Below are 18,232 nucleotides of genomic sequence, written 5' to 3'. Positions count from 1 at the left end.
GCACCCTCTCCGGCCGGGCTGAGCTGCGGCAGAGGCGCCACCGGACGGAAGATTTCACGGCGCGGAAGTATTTTCACCGTAAAATTACTGCCCGGTATGCGCTTACGCTGAAAATCGTTTTCGCGCTAGAGGGATGATCGGACGAAATCCTCCGTCCGAGGTTCCAGGGGGTCGTCCTCTGTTCGGGCTGACCGCGATCGATGCCCTTCCCATCGAGAGATTGAGCTTTATTCTGCTTCCAATGTGAAGTCCTGGGGGGGATCATGATCACATTCGTCGATTGCTGCGCGCCTGTCGGTTGTGGAGAGACACCAGCTCCCTGACATGGCACAACCGATGATCATCAATCGCTTCGGTGAGGTCGCGGCACGTCAGGGTGATCGTCCGGCGCTACTCGGCGAGACTCACGAGGTCAGCTACGCCGAGCTGGCCGGCGCGGCCGGGGGGCACGCCGCCGCGCTCGTCGCCGCCGGCGCCCGACCCGGCCACCGGATCGCCCTGCTCACCCCGCACGGCACCCCGACCGTCGCGGCGCTGCTCGGCGCCCTCGCCGCCGGCTGCGCGTACGTGCCGCTCGACCCGGGATTCCCGGTCGACCGGCTGCGCCACCTGCTCGCCGCCGCCGAGGTCGACCTCGTCGGCTGCGCCGCCGCGCACCGCGAACTGGCCCGCGAGCTGGCCGGCGACCGCACCGTGGTGGCGCTGGACGACGTGCCGCCCGCGCCGCTGCGGCCGGTCCCGATCGACCCGGACGCGCTCGCGTACGTGCTGTTCACCTCCGGCTCCACCGGGGTGCCCAAGGCGGTCGGGCAGACCCACCGCAACCTCGCGCACGTCGTCGACAACCAGATCGGCGCGCTGGCCGTCGGCCCGGGCGACCGGCTCAGCCTGCTCGCCTCGTTCAGCTTCGACGCCGCCATCCCCGACCTCTACCCGGCGCTGCTCACCGGCGCCGCGGTGGTCCCGGTCGACCTGCGCCGGCAGGGGCTCGCGTACGCCGTCGAGCAGCTCGACCGGCACCGGGTGACGGTGCTGCACTGCACGCCCACCGTCTACCGGTTCCTGCTGGACGCCCTCGGCGAGCGGCGGCTTGACGCCGTCCGGGTGGTCCTGCTCGGCGGCGAGCAGGCCACCTACGCCGACGCGGCCCGCGGCCGGGACCGGTTCGCCCCGGACTGCGAGCTGGTCAACGGCTACGGCGCCACCGAGATGACGTTCGCCGCCCGGTACGCGCTGCCCCTGGCCACCGTGGACCCGGCCGCCACCGGCCCGCTGCCGATCGGCTCCGCGTTCCCGGGCTACCAGGTGGACCTGGCCCCGGGCACCGGCGAGATCGTGGTGCGCAGCCCGCACCTCGCGCCCGGCTACCTCAACCAGAACAGCGACCGGTTCACCGTGGACGCCGCCGGGGTCCGGGCGTACCGCACCGGCGACCTCGGGCGGCGACTGCCCGGCGGGGACCTGGTCTGCCTCGGCCGACTCGACCGCCAGGTCAAGGTGCGCGGGCACCGGGTCGAGCTGACCGAGATCGAGGCGGTGCTCGCCGCCCAGCCCGGCGTGGCCGGGGTCCGGGCCGTCGCCCGCGACGGCGAGCTGCTGGCGTACGCCCGTCCGGCCGTCGGGATCCGGCCGGACGGTGCGTCGCTGCGGGCCGCCCTCGCCGCGGCCCTGCCCGACTACGCGCTGCCCCGCGCGGTGGTGGTGCTCGACGAGTTCCCGCTCACCGTGACCGGCAAGGTGGACGAGCGGGCGCTGCCCGACCCGGCGCGCGAGGTGCCGGCGGGCGAGGCCCCGGCCACCCGGACCGAGCGGATCGTGCACGACATCTGGTGCGCGGTGCTCGGCCGGGAGGCCGTCGGCCGCACCGCCGGCTTCTTCGACTCAGGCGGCCAGTCCCTGCTGCTGGGCCAGGTCCAGCAGCGGCTGGCCGACCACTTCGGAGTGCGGCTGCCCCTGCTGCGCCTCTTCGACCACCCCACGGTGGCCGCCCAGGCGGCGCTGCTCGACGCCCCGCCCGAGGCGGTCCGCGCGCCGGTGCTGCCCGCGCCGGCCGCGCCGGCCACCGCCGCCCGGGAGTACACCGGCGACGAGATCGCCGTGGTCGGCCTCGCCGGCCGCTTCCCCGGCGCGCCCGACGTGGCCACCTACTGGTGGAACCTCTGCACCGGCGTCGACTCGATCCACGACTACCCGGACGCCGAACTGGCCGAACTCGGCATCGGGCCGGGGCTGCGAGCCGACCCCCGCCACGTGCGGGCCGGCGGTCGACTCGACGGGGTGGCCGACTTCGACGCCGAGTTCTTCTCCTTCGGCGCCGACGAGGCCGCCCGGACCGACCCCCAGCACCGGCTCTTCCTGGAGACCGCCTGGGAGGCCCTGGAGGACGCCGGCCACGATCCCACCCGGTTCCCCGGCCTGGTCGGCGTCTACTCGGCCACCTCCGCCAACCGGTACTTCCTGTTCCACCTCCTCGACAACCCGGCCGTGGTCGGCGAGGTGGACCCGGACGACTGGGAGGCCCGGCTGATCGGCCGGCAGCTCACCGACCACCTGCCCGGGCAGGTCGCGTACCGGCTGGGGCTGACCGGGCCGGCCCTGGCGGTGCAGAGCGCCTGCTCCAGCTCGCTGGTCGCGGTCTGCCTCGCCGCGCAGAGCCTCGCCGACTACCAGTGCGACCTGGCCCTCGCCGGCGGCGTCACCGTCACCTGGCCCCGGCACCGGCACACCCCCGGCGGGATGGCCTCCCCGGACGGCCGCTGCCGCGCCTTCGACGAGGGCGCCAACGGGGCCGGATTCGGCTCCGGAGTCGGCGTGGTGGCGCTGCGCCGGCTCGCCGACGCCCAGGCCGACGGGGACCGGATCTACGCCGTCCTGCCCGGCTGGGCGGTCACCAACGACGGCCCGGACCGGGCCGGCTTCGCCGTACCCGGCCCGGCCGGTCAGGCCGCCGCGGTGGCCAACGCCCTGGCCACCGCCGAGGTCGCCCCCGGCGAGGTCCGCCTCATCGAGGGCCATGGCAGCGGCACGCCGCTCGGTGACGCCATCGAGGTGGCCGCGCTGCACGAGGTGTACGCCGGGTCCGCCCCGGCCGAGTCCTGCGCGCTCGGCTCGGTGAAGACGAACATCGGCCACCTCGACACCGCCGCCGGCATCGCCGGGCTGATCAAGGCGGTGCTCGCCGTGCGGCACGGCGTGATCCCGCCGAACCTGCACTTCACCCGCCCGCACCCGGAGATCGACCTGACCGCCGGCCCGTTCTACGTGCCCACCAAGGCGCGGGACTGGCCGGAGGGGCCGCGCCGGGTGGCCGGGGTGAGCGCCTTCGGGCTCGGCGGCACCAACGCGCACGTGGTGGTGGAGCAGCCCCCGCCGGCCGAACCGGGTGACGACCCGGGTGCCGGGCCGTGGCTGCTGCCGGTCTCCGCGCGTACCCCGGCGGCGCTGCGGGCCGCGTTGACCCGGCTGCGGGCCCACCTGACCGGCGCCGCCCCGGCGCTGCCCGAGGTGGCCGCCACCCTGGCGCTGGGCCGGCGGGCGTTCGCCCACCGGGCCGCCGTGGTCGCCACCGACCTGCCCGGCGCGCTCGCCGCGCTGGACGTGCTGCTCGACACCGAAGCCCGGATCGCCGGGGACGGTGGCGGGCTCCGCGAACTGGCCGCCGACTGGGTGGCCGGGCGGGACGTCGACTGGAATGCCCTGCACCCCGAGGGCACGGTCCGCCGCACCGGACTGCCCACCTATCCGTTCCAGCGCCAGCGGTACTGGATCGACCCCGTCCCGAAAGGCCCGCGTTGAACTGGTTCGTCTCCGCCGGAAGCCGACCCCAGGCGCCGGTGAGGTTGTTCTGCCTGCCCTACGCCGGAGCCGGCGCGAGCGCGTTCCGGCGCTGGCAGGAGGGGATCGGCCCGGACGTCGAGGTGCTGCCGGTGCAGCTGCCCGGCCGGGAGAACCGGATCAGCGAGGATCCACGCTTCGAGATCGCCGAGGTGGCCGCCGCCATCGCGTCCCGGGCCGATCGCCCGTACGCCGTCTACGGCCACTCGATGGGCGGCCGGGTCGGCTTCGAGGTGGTCCGCGAGCTGCGCCGCACCGGCGGACCGCTGCCGCTGCGCCTGTATGTCGGCGGCGCCCGCGCCCCGCACGTCACCGCGCCCAGCCTCTTCGACGGGCTGTCCCAGGTGGGCGACGAGGAGCTGCTGCGCCGTCTCGGCGAGGGCGGCGGCCTCCCCGCCGAGCTGCTGGACCACCCCGAGTTGGTGGAGCTGCTGCTGCCCCTGCTGCGGGCCGACTTCGGCCGGGTCGACAGCTACCGGTACGTGCCCGGCGAGCCGCTGCCGGTGCCGATCGTCGCCTTCAGCGGCGCCCGGGACCGGGCGGTGACTCCCGCGCACAGCGCGGCCTGGGCCGAGCACACCGCCGCCGGCTTCACCCTGCGGGAGATCGCCGGCGGGCACTTCTTCCTGCACGACCAGCTCCCCGAGCTGCTCGCCGCGATCCGCGCCGACCTCACCGAGGCGCTCGCCGCCGCCCGGCCCGACGCCGCGCCGCCGGCCGCCGGCGTCGCCCCGGCGGGCGCGCACCGGGTGCCCCTCGGCGACACCGGCTGGTCGGTGTGGCGGGACGCGATCCTGCGCGGCACCGGGTTCCCGGCCGACGGGCTGACCCTGTTCCACGCCCCGCGCGCCGCCGCCGCGGCCGACGAGCTGCTCGCCGCCGGCTCCGGCGCGGACCGGTTCGACAAGGAGTTCGACGAGGCGGTCCGCGCGGGCGCCCACCAGCTCAGCGAGCTGGCCGGCCAGCCGCTGCTGCGCGAGGCCGTCACGTGGCAGAACGGCGGTGCCCTGGTCGCGCTGGACGGCCTGGTCCGCGGCGGTGGCGAGGCGGCCCGCAACGTCCGGCGCCGGGACCGGGAGCGGGCCCTGCTGAAGTACTGGCAGCGCTACACCGGCAAGAACGAGACGGTCGGCTTCTTCGGCCCCGGCTGCTGGGTGACGGTGGACCCGGACCTGCCGGAGGTCGCCCGGATCAGCCAGGGGCCCGGCCTGACCCGCCGCCGCTGGGTCTGGTTCGAGTCGTGGGCGCTCACCGCGTACGCCGACACGCTCGGCGCGGACCTGGCCGTGCGCCGCTGGTGGCCGCCGATGCTCTGCTCCCACCTGAGCCTGCGGGACCGCGCCGTGCTGCGGCCCGGCCGGCCGCCGGTGGCCCTGTCCCCGGTGGAGGCGGCGCTGCTCGGCGCCGTCGACGGCCGCCGCCCCGCGCACGAGCTGGTGACCGACCCGGCGGTCGGGTTGCGCCGCCCCGAGGACGGCTACACCCTGCTGGACCGGCTGGCGGCCCGGGAGCTGATCACCTGGGACGCCGCGCTGCCCGTCAGCCCCGAGGCGGAACCGGTGCTCACCGCCCGCATCGAGGCGATCGGTGACGAGCCGGTGCGGGCGGCGGCGCGGGCCGGGTGGGACCGGCTGCGCGCCGCGCGGGACGCGGTCGCCGCGACCGCCGGCGACCCCGACCGGCTGCGCACGGCCCTCGACGCGCTCAACACCACCTTCACCGAGCTGACCGGGGCGGCGCCCCGGCGCCGGGACGGCCAGATGTACGCCGGCCGGACCGTCTGCTACGAGGACACCAGCCGCGACCTCGACGTGGTCTTCGGCGCGCCGCTGCTCGCCGACCTGGCCGCCCCGCTCGACGTGCTGCTGCGCGCCGCCCGGTGGATGGTCGAGGCGCTCGCCGAGGCGTACGGGGAGGTGTTCCGCGGGCTCTACGAGGAGCTGCGCGCCGAGGCCGGGGACGGGCAGGTGGCCCTCTCCGACCTCTGGTTCCTGGTGCAGGGCCTGTTCTGGGGCGCCGGCGAGCGGCCGGTCGACGCGGTGTCCGCCGAGTTCGCGGCGCGCTGGGCGGGCCTGTTCGGGCTGGACTCGCTCCCCGCGGGCACCACCGAGGTCCGGCTGCGGGTCGCCGACCTCGCCGCCCGGATCGACGAGGTCTTCCCCGGCACCCGCCCGGACTGGTCCAACGCCCTGATGCACAGCCCCGACCTGCAGATCTGCGCGACCGATGTGGACGCGCTGCGCCGCGGCGAGTACACCGTGGTCCTCGGCGAGCTGCACGCCGCCTGGTCGTCGTTCGACTGCGCGGTCTTCACCCCGTCGCACCCGGACGTCGAGCGGCTGCGCGCGGCGCTCGCCGCCGACCTCGGCGAGCGGCGGATCCGGCTGCTGTTCCCCTCCGAGTGGCCCCGCCGGACCAGCCGCACCGCCGAGTCGCTGACCGGCCCGACCGACCGGCACCTGGCGTTCCAGCCGGCGCCGGGCGGGGAGCCGGAACGGGTGCTGCCCACCGTGGACCTCACCGTCAGCGACGCCGACGGCCGGCTGGTCGCCACCGCCCCGGACGGCCAGCGCTGGCCGCTCACCGAGGTCTTCGCCGAGCTGCTCAGCGCGCACGCGGTGGACGGCTTCAAGCTGGTCGCCGCCGCGCCGTACACGCCGCGGATCACCCTGGACAACCTGGTGGTGGCCCGGCAGACCTGGCGAACGACGGTGGGGGAGAGCGGCCTGGCCACGGTCACCGGGGAGCGGGAGCGCTTCCTCGCGGTCCGGGACTGGCGGCGCCGGCTCGCCCTGCCGGAGCAGGTCTACATCAAGCTCGGCACCGAGACCAAGCCCTGCTTCGTCGACCTGGGCAGCCCCGCCTTCGCGAACATGTTCTGCGCGATGGTCCGGGCCGCCCGGATCGACGGCGGGGACGGCGTGTCGCTGGTGGTCAGCGAGATGCTGCCCACCCCGGACCAGGCGTGGGTGCCCGACGGCGAGGGCCGGCGGTACTTCAGCGAGCTGCGCCTGCAGATCGTGGACGAGCACCGGGAGGCGGCCCGATGAGCCATTTGCTGCCGCTCGGCGACACCGGCTGGTCGGTGTGGCGGGACCTGGTGCTGCGTACCGCCGGCTTCCCGGCCGCCGGGCTCGACCGGTTCGCCGCGCCCGAGGCGGCCGCCGTCGCCGACGCCCTGCTCGCTGGCGAGAGCAGCCCGGAGCTGCTCGACAAGGCGCTGCGTGAGGCGTTCGCCGAGTCCTCCGCGGTGGCCGGGGAGATCGCCGCCGACCCGCTGGTGCGCGAGGCGGTCACCTGGCAGAACCCGGACATGCTGGTGGCGCTCGACGGCCTGCTGCGCACCGACCCGGCGGTGCGCAACAAGCCCCGCCGCAAGCGGGAGATCGCGGTGCTGCGGTACTGGCAGCGCTACTGCGGCAAGGCGGAGACCATCGGCTTCTTCGGCCCGGTCTGCTGGGGCGCCGTCGACCCCGCCGAGCCCGACACCCGGCTGGCCCCGGGGCCCGGCCTGGTCGCCCGCCGGGAGGTGTGCTTCGAGGCGTGGGCGCTGCTGGCGTACGCCGACCGGCTCGCCGACGACCTGGCGGTCCGCCGGTGGTGGGCCCCGGCGCTGCCGCCCCACCTGACCGTCGAGGGACGGCAGCTGCGCCGGCCGCTGCACCCGCCGATCGAGCTGTCCCCGGTGGAGGCTCGGACGCTCGCCGGCTGCGACGGCCGGACGCCGGCGGTCGAACTGGTGGAGCGGGTCCGCGCCGACGGCGGCGTGCGGACCGCCGGCGACGGCTTTCTGCTGCTGGACCGGCTGGTCGAGCGGGGCCAGCTGACGTGGGACGCCGGCCTGCCGAACAATCCGCGCGCCCAGCGGGTGCTCGACCAGCGGATCGCCGCGATCGGCGACCCGGCGGTGCGGGCCCGGGTGACCGCCGACTTCGACCGGCTCCGCGCGGCCCGGGACGAGGTGGCCGCGGCCGCCGGGGACCCGGACCGGCTCAGGGCGGCGCTCGCCGCGCTGAACGCCGAGTTCACCGCCGTCACCGGCCGGGCGGCGACGCGGCACGGCGGGCAGATGTACACCGGACGCACCATCGTCTACGAGGAGACCGGGCGGGACCTCGACTTCACCCTCGGGACGGCGGTCCTCGACGCGCTGGCCGCCCCGCTCGCGGTGGTGCTCCAGGCCGCCCGGTGGCTGACCGCGGAGATCGGCGCCGGCTGCGAACGCATCCTCGCCGAGCTGTACGCCGAGCTCGCCGCCGACGGACCGGTGCGGCTGGCCGACATCTGGTCGCTGGCGCAGGGGCTGCTGGTGGCCCCCGACGGCCCGGTCGCCGCGGCCGGCGCCACCTTCACCGCCCGCTGGGCCGAGCTGTTCGGGCTGTCCGACGTGCCGCCGGAGCGCACCGAGGTGCGGCTGGACAGCGCCGACCTGGCCGAGCGGGTCCGGGCCCTCTTCCCGGCCGACCGGCCCGGCTGGCCCTCCGCCCGGATCCACAGCCCGGACGTGCAGATCAGCGCGCACAGCGTCGATGCGCTCAACCGGGGGGAGTTCCTGCTCGTCCTCGGCGAGCTGCATCCGGCCACCGTGCCGTTCGACAGCGCGGTGCTCAGCCCGTTCCACCCGGACCCGGCGCAGCTGCGCGCCGGGATCGACGCCGACCTCGGTCCGGCCCGGATCCGGCTGCTCTACCCGGCCGACTTCCCCCGGCAGGCGACCCGGACCACCTGGTTCTTCGCCGGCCCGCGGGACCGCCAGCTCGGCATCGACACCGCCCGCGGCGCCGACCTCGACCGGCTGGTCCCGGCGACCGGCGTACGCGTCGAGTCCGCCGCGGGCGAGTTGACCGCGGTGCTGCCCGACGGGTCCCGCTGGCCGCTGGTGGAGGTCTTCGCCAACCTGCTCGGCTCGGTGCTGCTGGACAGCTTCAAGCTGGTGGCCCCGGCTGCGGTGACCCCGCGCATCACGATCGACCGGCTCGTCGTGGCCCGCCGCACCTGGCGGACCACCGTCGGCGAGTCCGGCCTGGCCGGCCACGCCACCGAGTCCGACCGGTTCCTGGCCGTCCGCCGCTTCCGGGCCCGGCACGGCCTGCCCGAGCGGGTGTTCGTCAAGATCGGCACCGAGGTCAAGCCCTGCTACGTCGACCTGACCGGCCCGCTCTACGCGCAGTCGCTCTGCGCCATGGTCGACGCCGCCGCCCGGTCCGGCCCGGACGTCTCCCTGGTGGTCGGCGAGCTGCTGCCCGGCCCGGACGAGGCGTGGGTGACCGACGCCCACGGCGCGGGCTACGTGAGCGAGATCCGGCTGCAGGTCACCGACCCCGCCGCCTTCCGTACCGAAGAGGAGTCCCGGTGACCACGAGTCCGCCCACCTCCGCCCTGCACGGGGTGCCACTGCCGTACCCGGACGTGACGCTGGTCGAGCTGATCCTGGACCAGGCCGCCCGTACCCCGGACGCGGTCGCCGTGCGCCAGTGGGACGACGCGCTCAGCTACCGGCAGCTGGTCGAGCGGGCCGCCCGGCTGGCGGCGGTCCTGCGCGAGCAGGGCGTGGGACCGGAGACCCGGGTCGGGGTCTGCGCGTCCCGCCGGCCGGAGCTGGTGGTCACCGTGCTCGGCGTGCTGCTGGCGGGCGGCTGCTACGTGCCGCTGGACGCGGGCGGCCCGGGCCACCGGCTGCGGGACATCGTGGCCGACGCGGGTGTGCGCCTGGTGGTCGGTGACCTGGCCGAGGCGGAGTTCGGCGCGCTGCCCGGCATCCGGACCCTCGCGCCGGCGGCCACCGCGCAGCAGCCGGTGGCCCCCGCCGGCCCGCCGCCCTGCCCCGCGATCCCGGACAACACCGCGTACGTGCTGTTCACCTCCGGCTCCACGGGTCGGCCCAAGGGCGTGCTCACCACCCACCGCAACCTGGTGCAGTTCGTCCTCGGCTGCGCCGCCGACACCGACGCCGACCAGGGCGTCCGGGCGCTCTGCTACGCGTCGCTCGGCTTCGACGCGGTCGTCATCGGACTCTTCGTGCCGCTGGTGGTCGGCGGCGCGGTGCAGCTCATCGGCGAGGCGGACCGGGCCGACCCGGACCGGATCCGGCGGTTCGTCGCCGCGCACGAGGTCAACTGGGGACACCTCACCGTCCCGGTGCTGGCGCTGCTCGACCCCGCCGACCTGCCCGGCTGGCGGCTGGTGATGTGCGGCGGGGAGGCGGTCCCGGCCGACCTGGCCCGGCGGTGGTCCCGGGACCGGCGGTTCGTCGACACCTACGGACCGACCGAGACGACCGTGACGGCGGTCGCCGCCGAGCTGACCGGGCCGCTGACGGATCCGGTGTCCATCGGACGCCCGGTGCCCAACCACCGGGCCTACGTGGTCGACGCCGAGCTGCGGCTGGTCGAGCCCGGCGCGGTGGGTGAGCTGCTGATCGGCGGCCCCGGCCTGGCCACCGGGTATCTCAACCGGCCCGGCCTCACCGCCGAGCGGTTCGTGCCGGACCCGTTCTCCGGCCTGCCCGGGGAGCGGCTCTACCGCACCGGCGACCTGGTCCGCCAGCATCCCGACCACACGCTGGTCTACCTCGGACGCGCCGACCGGCAGGTCAAGATCCACGGGCAGCGGATCGAACCCGGCGAGGTCGAGGCGGTGCTGCGGGAGCACCCCGAGGTGGACGCCGCGGTGGTCGAGGCGGTGCCGGGCCCGGAGCGCATCGAGCTGGTCGCCTTCCTCACCCCGGCCGGCGCACCCGACCAGGAACAGCTCCGCGAATACCTGCAGGACCGGCTCACCCCCGCCATGCGGCCGAGCCGGGTGGTCCGCCTGGACCGGCTGCCGGTCGGCGCGGTGACCGGAAAGCTCGACCGGGCCGCGCTGCGTGCCCTGGCCGCGCCGTCCGCCGCCGCCGACCCGACCGGCGACGGCGACGACGACCCGGTACGGGGGCCGCTGGCCCGGATCTGGCGGCGGATGGTCGGGGTGGCCGCCCGCCCGGAGAGCGACTTCCTCGCCGACGGCGGCGACTCGATCGCGGCGATGCGGCTGGTCGCCGCGATCCGCGACGCGCTGGGCCGGCGGGTGGAGGTGGCGGACGTCTTCGCCGCCCGCACCTTCGCCGACCTGGTGGACCGGACGCGCCGGGCGGAACGCCTCCCCGAGCGGGAGTTGACCACCGGGAACCCGCCGACCCTCTCCCCGCCGCAGCGGCGGCTCTGGTTCGTCGACCAGATCGCCCGGTCCAGCGCCCCCTACAACATCGCGTTGGCGCACCGGCTCCGCGGCGACCTGGACACCGCTGCCCTCGGCGCCGCGCTGCGGGCCGTGGCCGAGCGGCACGACGTGCTGCGCTGGCGCATCCCGCAGACCGCCGGCATGCCGTACGCGGTCTGTGAGGAGCCCACCGACGTGGCGGTCCCGGTGGTGGACCTGACCGGGCGCGCCGACGCCGAGACCGAGCTGACCGCGATGCTGGCCGCCGGTGCCGCGCACGCCTTCGACCTGGCCACCGGCCCGCCCTGGCAGGTGACCGTCTACCGGCTCGGGCCGGACGAGCACGTGCTGGCCGTCACCCTGCACCACGCGGTCTTCGACGGCTGGTCCGAGGCGGTCTTCGCCGCGGACCTCGCCGCCGCGTACGAGCGGGCCGTGGTCGGCGAACCGGCGCGGCTGCCCGAGCCGGCCGCCCGGTACGCCGACTACGCGGTCTGGCGGGCCGAGCGTGACCGGCGGCGGGGCCCGGCGGACCTGGACTGGTGGACGGCGCACCTGCACGCCGCGCCGACCGTGCTGGACCTGCCCCGGGACCGGCCCCGGCCGGCGGTGCAGACGTACACCGGGGCGGAGGCCCGCGCCGCCCTGACCGAGGCGGCCGACCAGGCCGTCCGGCGGCTGGCCCGCCGGCACCGCACCACCGTGGCCGCGGTCCTGCTGGCCGGCTTCGGTGAGCTGCTCAGCCGGGTGACCGGCGGCGACGACCACGTGCTCGGCGCGGTGATGGCCGACCGGCGGCTGGCCGCCTTCGACGACGTGGTCGGCTTCTTCATCGACACCGTGCCGGTCCGGGTCCGCACCGGCGAGGCCAGCTTCGCCGACCTGGTCGACCGTTGCGCCGCCGAGCTGCACGAGGTGAGCGAGCACCCCGGCGCCCCCCTCGAACGGGTCGTCGAGGCGCTCGGCGTGGGCCGCGACACCTCCCGCGCCCCGCTCGTGCAGGTGCTGTTCAACGTGCTGAACTTCGTCCAGCCCCGGCTGGCGCTCACCGGGCTGACCGGCGAGCCGGTGCCGGTGCCCCGGCCGGGCTCGCCCTTCGACATCACCGTCTACGTCGTCGAGCGGGCCGGCCGGCTCGGCGTCGAGCTCGTCTACAACCCGGACCTCTTCGACGCCGACCGGATCGACGGGCTGCTGGCGGACCTCGTCGCGCTGGTCGGCGCGCTGGCCGAGGCGCCCGACGCGAAGACCGCCGAGGTGGCCACCGGCCTGCCCCGCCCCGCCGTACGGGTGCCGCAGCTCGGCGCGATGACGGTCGTGGCCGAACCGAACCGGGCGGTGACGCTGCCGGCCGGCCCGGACGCGCTGACCGACACCGAGGAGCTGATCGCCGGCATCTGGCGGGAGGTGCTCGGCAAGGACCGGGTCGGGGTCGCCGACAACTTCTTCGACATCGGCGGCCACTCGATGGCCCTCGCCGCGGTGCACGCCCGGCTCACCGAGGCCACCGGCCGCTCGATCACCATGCTCGACCTGTTCCGCCACCCGACCGTGCGGGCCCTCGCCGCCAGCCTGGACGGCACCGCCGAGCGGCCGGAACTGGCCCGCGCCGCGCTGCGCGCCGCCGCCCGGCGCAGCCGGGCCCGCCGTACCCCGCCCCGACGACCGAACCAACCGTGACGCCGGCTCCCTCCCCGCCGCCACAAGCGGCACCACGCGACTAAGGACGACCCCGATGCAGAACGACACGCCCACCGCGCACCCCACCGAGGACGGCATCGAGCCGATCGCCATCGTCGGGCTCGCCGCCCGCCTGCCCGGCGCCGCCGACGCCGGCGAGTTCTGGCGCAACCTCGTCGACGGCGTCGAGTCGGTCACCGAGCTGACCCGCGAGGAACAGCTCGCCCGGGGCGCCACGGCCGAGGAGGTCGACGACCCGGGCTGGGTGAACCGGGCCCCGCTGGTCGACGGCTACGACGAGTTCGACGCCGGCCTGTTCGGGATGACCGCCCGAGAGGCCGAGATCACCGACCCGCAGCACCGGCTCTTCCTCGAGAGCTGCTACACCGCGCTGCAGGACGCCGGCTACGACCCCGCCCGCTACGACGGCGCCATCGGCGTGTACGCGGGCACCGGCGGCAACACCTACCTGCACAAGTACGTCATGCGCAACAAGCGGGTCGGCGGCAACCCGCACAGCGCGGTCTCCATCGCCACCGGCAACTCGCCGAACTACGTCGCGACCAACGTGTCGTACCGGCTGGACCTGCGCGGCCCGAGCATGACCGTGCACACCGCCTGCTCCACCTCGCTGGTCGCGTTCCACCTGGCCTGCGAGGCGCTGCGCAACGGCGAGTGCGACATGGCCCTCGCCGGCGGCGTCAACGTGGAGCTGCCGCACGTCGGCTACCTCGGGATGGACGGCTTCACCTCGCCGGACGGCCGATGCCGCCCGTTCGACGCCGCCGCCAACGGCACGGTGTGGGGCAGCGGCGCCGGGGTGACCCTGCTCAAGCGCCTCTCCGACGCCATCGCCGACGGCGACGCCATCCGCGCGGTGGTGCTCGGCAACGCGATCAACAACGACGGGGCCGGCAAGGTCGGCTTCACCGCCCCCAGCATGGACGGCCAGATGGAGGCGGTCGCCCAGGCGGTCGGCATGGCCGGCATCGACCCGCGCACCATCAGCTACGTCGAGGCGCACGGCACCGGCACCGCGCTGGGCGACCCGATCGAGATCTCCGCACTCGCCGCCGTGTACACGAAGGACACCGACGACCGGGGCTGGTGCGGCATCGGTTCGGTGAAGTCCAACATCGGCCACCTCAGCCAGCCCTCCGGCATCGTCAGCGTGATCAAGGCGGTGCTCGCCATGGAGCACGGCCTGATCCCGCCGACCATCAACTACGAGACGCCGAACCCGGCGATCGACTTCGCCGACACCCCGTTCTACGTGGCGAACACGCTGACCAAGTGGGACACCGACGGGGCGCCGCGCCGGGCCGGGGTCAGCTCGTTCGGCATCGGCGGCACCAACGCGCACGTGGTGCTGGAGGCGGCGCCGCCGGCGTACCGGACCGAGCGGCGGCTCCGCCCGGCGCACCTGCTCCAGGTGTCGGCGAAGACCCCCACCGCGCTCGACGCCGCCGTGCGGCGGCTCGCCGACCACCTGGAGACGGCCACCGCGGGCGGCCCGGACCTGCTCGCCGACGTCGCGCAGACCCTGCGGACCGGCCGCCAGGAGTACCCGCACCGGGCCGCCGTGGTCGCCACCGACCTGCCGACGGCGGCCGCCCTGCTCCGCGATCCGCGGCGCGGACATCGCGGCCTGACCGACGGGCCGGCGCCGGCGATCTGTCTCCTCTTCTCCGGGCAGGGCTCCCAGTACGCGGGCATGGGCGCCCAGCTCTACGCCGAGGACGAGGCCTTCGCGGCCACCGTGGACGAGTGCGCCGAGCTGCTCCGGCCCGAGCTGGGGCTGGACATCCGCGACCTGGTCCTGGGCCGCGACCCGGAGGCGGGGGAGAAGCTCACCGAGACCCGCTACACCCAGCCCGCCCTGTTCACCGTCGAGTACGCCCTCGCCACCGCGTGGCGGCGGGCCGGGGTGACCCCGGCCGCGATGATCGGCCATTCCATCGGCGAGTACGTCGCCGCCACCGTGGCCGGCGTGCTCACCCTGCCGGACGCGCTGCGGGTGGTCGCCGCCCGGGGCCGGCTCATGCACTCCCTGCCCGCCGGTTCGATGCTCGCCGTGTCGCTGGACGAGTCGGTGGTCGCCGACCGGCTGCCCGAGGGGCTCGCCGTGGCCACCGTGAACGGCCCCGGCACCTGCGTGGTGGCCGGCGAGACCGCCCTGATCGAGGAGTTCGCCGCCACCCTCAAGGGCAAGTGCAAGAAGCTGCGCACCTCGCACGCGTTCCACTCGCCGATGATGGCGCCGATCCTCGACGAGTTCACCGCGCTGATGGCCACCGTGCCGCTGCGGGCGCCGGCGGTGCCGTTCCTGTCCAACGTGACCGGTACCTGGATCACCGAGGCGCAGGCCACCGACCCGGCGTACTGGGCGGCGCACCTGCGCCAGCCGGTCCGCTTCGGCGCCTGCGTGGCCACCCTGCTCGCCGAGGGCACCTGGGCGCTGGTCGAGTGCGGCCCCGGCAGGCAGCTGGCCAACCTGGCCCGGATGCAGGTCGCCAAGGCGTCCGAGGCGCAGCGCAAGCTCGCCCCGCTGGGCAGCCTGCCCGGGCCGGGCGAGGCCACCGGCGACCTGGCCACCCTGCTCGGCAGCGCCGGTGCACTCTGGTGCGCGGGCGTCCCGGTGCGGCTGGCCGTCGACCCGGACGCGCGGCGGGTGCCGCTGCCCACGTACCCCTTCGAGCGTCGCCGCTACTGGGTGGAGCCGGACCCGGAGCAGCAGATGGCGGCGGCCCCGGTGGAGACCGGGCCCCGGCCGCTGCCGGAGTGGTTCGCGGTGCCGGTGTGGCGGCAGGCCGCGCCCGCGCGGACCACCGCGCCGCTGGGCCGCTGCCTGGTGCTGGTCGACGGCCCGCGCGGCGAGGCGCTGGTCGCGGGGCTGCGGGCCGCGGGGGCCGACCCGGTCGAGGTACGCGCCGGCGACGCCTTCGCCGCCACCGGCACCGGCTTCCGGCTGCGCCCCGGGGTACGCGAGGACCACGAGACGCTGGTCGCCGCACTCGGCGCCGACCTGCCGGGCCGGATCGTGCACGCCTACGCCCTCGACGGGGAGCCGGCCGGGACGGACATCGCCGCCGCCTGGGCCGCCCAGGACCGGGGCTTCTTCAGCGCGCTGCACCTGGTGCAGGCGCTCGCCGGCGCCGGCCTGACCGCCGACGAGCACGGCCGCACCCTCGATCTGGTCACCGCCGGGATCGGCGACGTCCGGGGCGACGACCTGGTCCGGCCGGAGCACGCCACCCTCGCCGGCCTGGCCCGGGTGCTGCCGGTGGAGCTGCCCGGCCTCACCGTCCGGCTGGTCGACGCGGACGCCGCCGCGCGCGGCGTGGCCGCCCTGGTGGCCGAGCTGGGCAGCCCGGTCGACCCGGAGCACCCGGAGGTGGCGCTGCGCCGTGACCGGCGCTGGGTGGCCGGGTACGAGCAGGTCACCGTGGACGCCGAGAGCGAGCCGGGCGTGCTGCGCGAGGAGGGCCGCTACCTGATCACCGGCGGTCTCGGCGGCATCGGCGTCACCCTGGCCGAGGACTTCGCCCGCCGGGTTCGCGCCAAGCTGGTGCTGCTGGCCCGCTCCGGCCTGCCCGAGCGGGACCGTTGGGACGAGCACCTGGCGGTGCACGGCGGCGCCGACCGGGCCGGTCGGGCCATCGCGGCGATCCGCCGGATGGAGGCGGCCGGCGCCGAGGTGCTGGTGCTCGCCGCCGACGTCACCGACCCCGCGGACCTGCGTCGGGTGCGCGCGGCGGCGGAGGCCCGGTTCGGCGGGCTGGACGGCATCGTGCACGCGGCCGGCCTGCCGGGCGGTGGCATGGCCGAGGTCAAGGACCGGGCCGAGGCGGAGCGGGTGCTGGCGCCGAAGCTCGCCGGCACCCTCGCCCTCGCCCAGGTCTTCGGCGACCTGCCGCTGGACTTCGTGGCCCTCTGCTCCTCGATCACCGCGGTGATCGGTGGCTTCGGCCAGGTGGACTACTGCGCGGCCAACAACTTCCTGGATGCGGTCGCGCGGGCCGGCGTCGGCTTCCGGGCGCCGGTGGTGTCGCAGAACTGGGGCGGCTGGGCCGAGGTCGGCATGGCCGTGGAGACCAACGCCCCGGCCGCGTTCCGGGCCGCCGGCCGGGACACCGCCACCAGCCCGGTGGACCACCCGGTGCTGACCACGAAGGTGGCCGGCCCGGACGGCACCGTGCTGCACGGCCTGGTCTCCGCGAGCACCCACTGGCTGCTCGACGAGCACCGGATCGGCGGGGTGCCGGTGGTGCCCGGCACCGCCCACCTGGAGTCGGTCCGCGCCGCGGTGGTCGCGGCGCTGCCCAGCCCCGGCCCGGACGCCGCGGTGGAGCTGCGCGACGTGGTCTTCCTGGAGCCGTTCTCGGTGCCGGACGGCACGGTCGCCCAGTACCGGGTCGAACTGACCCCCACCGACGACGGCGTCGACTTCACCGTCGCCAGCCTCGCCGTCGGCCAGCTCCGCACCCACGTCCGTGGTGCCGCTGGCTGGACGGTGGAACCGGCCCCGCCGGCGGGTACGCCCACCGTCGCCGGGCGGCGGGTGGACGACGACGCGTCGTTCGGCCGGGGCCGGACCAGCATGCTCACCTTCGGCCCGCGCTGGGCGGCGCTGGCCGAGCACCACCTCGGCGAGCGGGAGGAGCTGGCCCGGGTCGAGGCGCCGGCCGCCGCGCTCGGTGACCTGCCCGCCTGGGGCCTGCACCCGGCGCTGCTGGACGTGGCCACCGCGTTCGGCCGGGGCCAGGGCTCCGGCACCTACCTGCCGCTCTCGTACGGCCGGATCGTGGTGCGCGGCGCGCTGCCGGCCGGCTTCCTGAGTCACCTGCGGCACCGGGACAGCGCCACCGACGAGGTGGTCGCCGCCGACCTGTCCCTCCGCGACGCGGCGGGCCGCGAGCTGGTCGCGATCAGCGACTTCGTGTTGCGCCGGGTGGACCAGGGCGCGGTCACCGGCGGCCTCACCGACACCCCGGCCGAGGCGGCCCCGGCAGTGCCGGCGGTCACCGAGGACATCCGGCCGGTGGACGGGGCGGAGGCGTTCCGCCGCAGCCTCGGCGCCGGGCTGGGCGCGCAGGTGGTCATCACCACCCGTACCGTCGCCGACATTCGCCGGCGGGCCGCCCGGGTGACCACGGAGAGCCTCGAGGCGGAGGCTGAGCCGGCGGTCTCGGCGCCGACCGCCACCGGCGGTGGTTCCGCCGCGCCCGCGACGGAGCTGGAGAAGACCATCGCCCAGGTCTGGCGGGACGGCCTCGGCGTGACCGAGGTCGGGGTGGACGACGACTTCTTCTCCCTCGGTGGCAACTCGCTGGTGGCGGTGCAGCTCATCGCCGCGATGCGCAAGGCCACCGGGGTGCGGCTGCCGATGCGCAGCCTCTTCGAGACCCCCACGGTCGCCGGGCTGGCCGCCCGGATCGAGGAGCTGCGCGCCACCCGGCCCGCCGACGAGCCGGCCGCGCCGGCGACCGCCCCGGCCATCCCGCGGCTGCCCCGCGCCTGA

General features: G+C 76.1%; 5 protein-coding genes. All 5 read left to right on the top strand.

Annotation, left to right across the window (positions count from 1 at the left end):
* The first annotated feature begins 336 nt into the window (after positions 1 to 336).
* Genes Q2K19_RS30260 through Q2K19_RS30240 form a run of 5 tightly spaced genes read left to right on the top strand, consistent with a single transcriptional unit; the run spans position 337 to position 18,232 of the window.
* Positions 337 to 3,795, top strand: coding sequence for an AMP-binding protein (locus Q2K19_RS30260; RefSeq protein WP_302765599.1), 3,459 nt, complete (start codon positions 337 to 339; stop codon positions 3,793 to 3,795).
* On the top strand, positions 3,792 to 6,884 hold the full coding sequence (locus Q2K19_RS30255) for a thioesterase domain-containing protein (protein ID WP_302765598.1): 3,093 nt from the start codon (positions 3,792 to 3,794) through the stop codon (positions 6,882 to 6,884). Before Q2K19_RS30260 ends, Q2K19_RS30255 begins: the two co-directional genes overlap by 4 nt.
* The gene (locus Q2K19_RS30250) at positions 6,881 to 9,190 is read left to right on the top strand and encodes a lantibiotic dehydratase (RefSeq protein ID WP_302765596.1); all 2,310 of its coding nucleotides are present in this window, start codon (positions 6,881 to 6,883) and stop codon (positions 9,188 to 9,190) included. The genes Q2K19_RS30255 and Q2K19_RS30250 overlap by 4 nt, the downstream gene beginning before the upstream one ends.
* Positions 9,187 to 12,711, top strand: a complete 3,525-nt coding sequence (locus Q2K19_RS30245) for an amino acid adenylation domain-containing protein (RefSeq protein ID WP_302765593.1) — start codon at positions 9,187 to 9,189, stop codon at positions 12,709 to 12,711. Before Q2K19_RS30250 ends, Q2K19_RS30245 begins: the two co-directional genes overlap by 4 nt.
* A gap of 55 nt (positions 12,712 to 12,766) precedes the next feature.
* The gene (locus Q2K19_RS30240) at positions 12,767 to 18,232 is read left to right on the top strand and encodes a type I polyketide synthase (protein ID WP_302765592.1); all 5,466 of its coding nucleotides are present in this window, start codon (positions 12,767 to 12,769) and stop codon (positions 18,230 to 18,232) included.

Origin of the sequence: Micromonospora sp. NBRC 110009 (assembly GCF_030518795.1) — a bacterium.
Classification (GTDB): domain Bacteria; phylum Actinomycetota; class Actinomycetes; order Mycobacteriales; family Micromonosporaceae; genus Micromonospora.
This window is presented reverse-complemented; position numbering and strand designations above follow the sequence as displayed.

Coding starts and splice junctions, on each gene's coding strand:
- Q2K19_RS30260 (WP_302765599.1), top strand. CDS start 337: ATGATCATCAATCGCTTCGGTGAGGTCGCGGCACGTCAGGGTGATCGT.
- Q2K19_RS30250 (WP_302765596.1), top strand. CDS start 6,881: ATGAGCCATTTGCTGCCGCTCGGCGACACCGGCTGGTCGGTGTGGCGG.
- Q2K19_RS30240 (WP_302765592.1), top strand. CDS start 12,767: ATGCAGAACGACACGCCCACCGCGCACCCCACCGAGGACGGCATCGAG.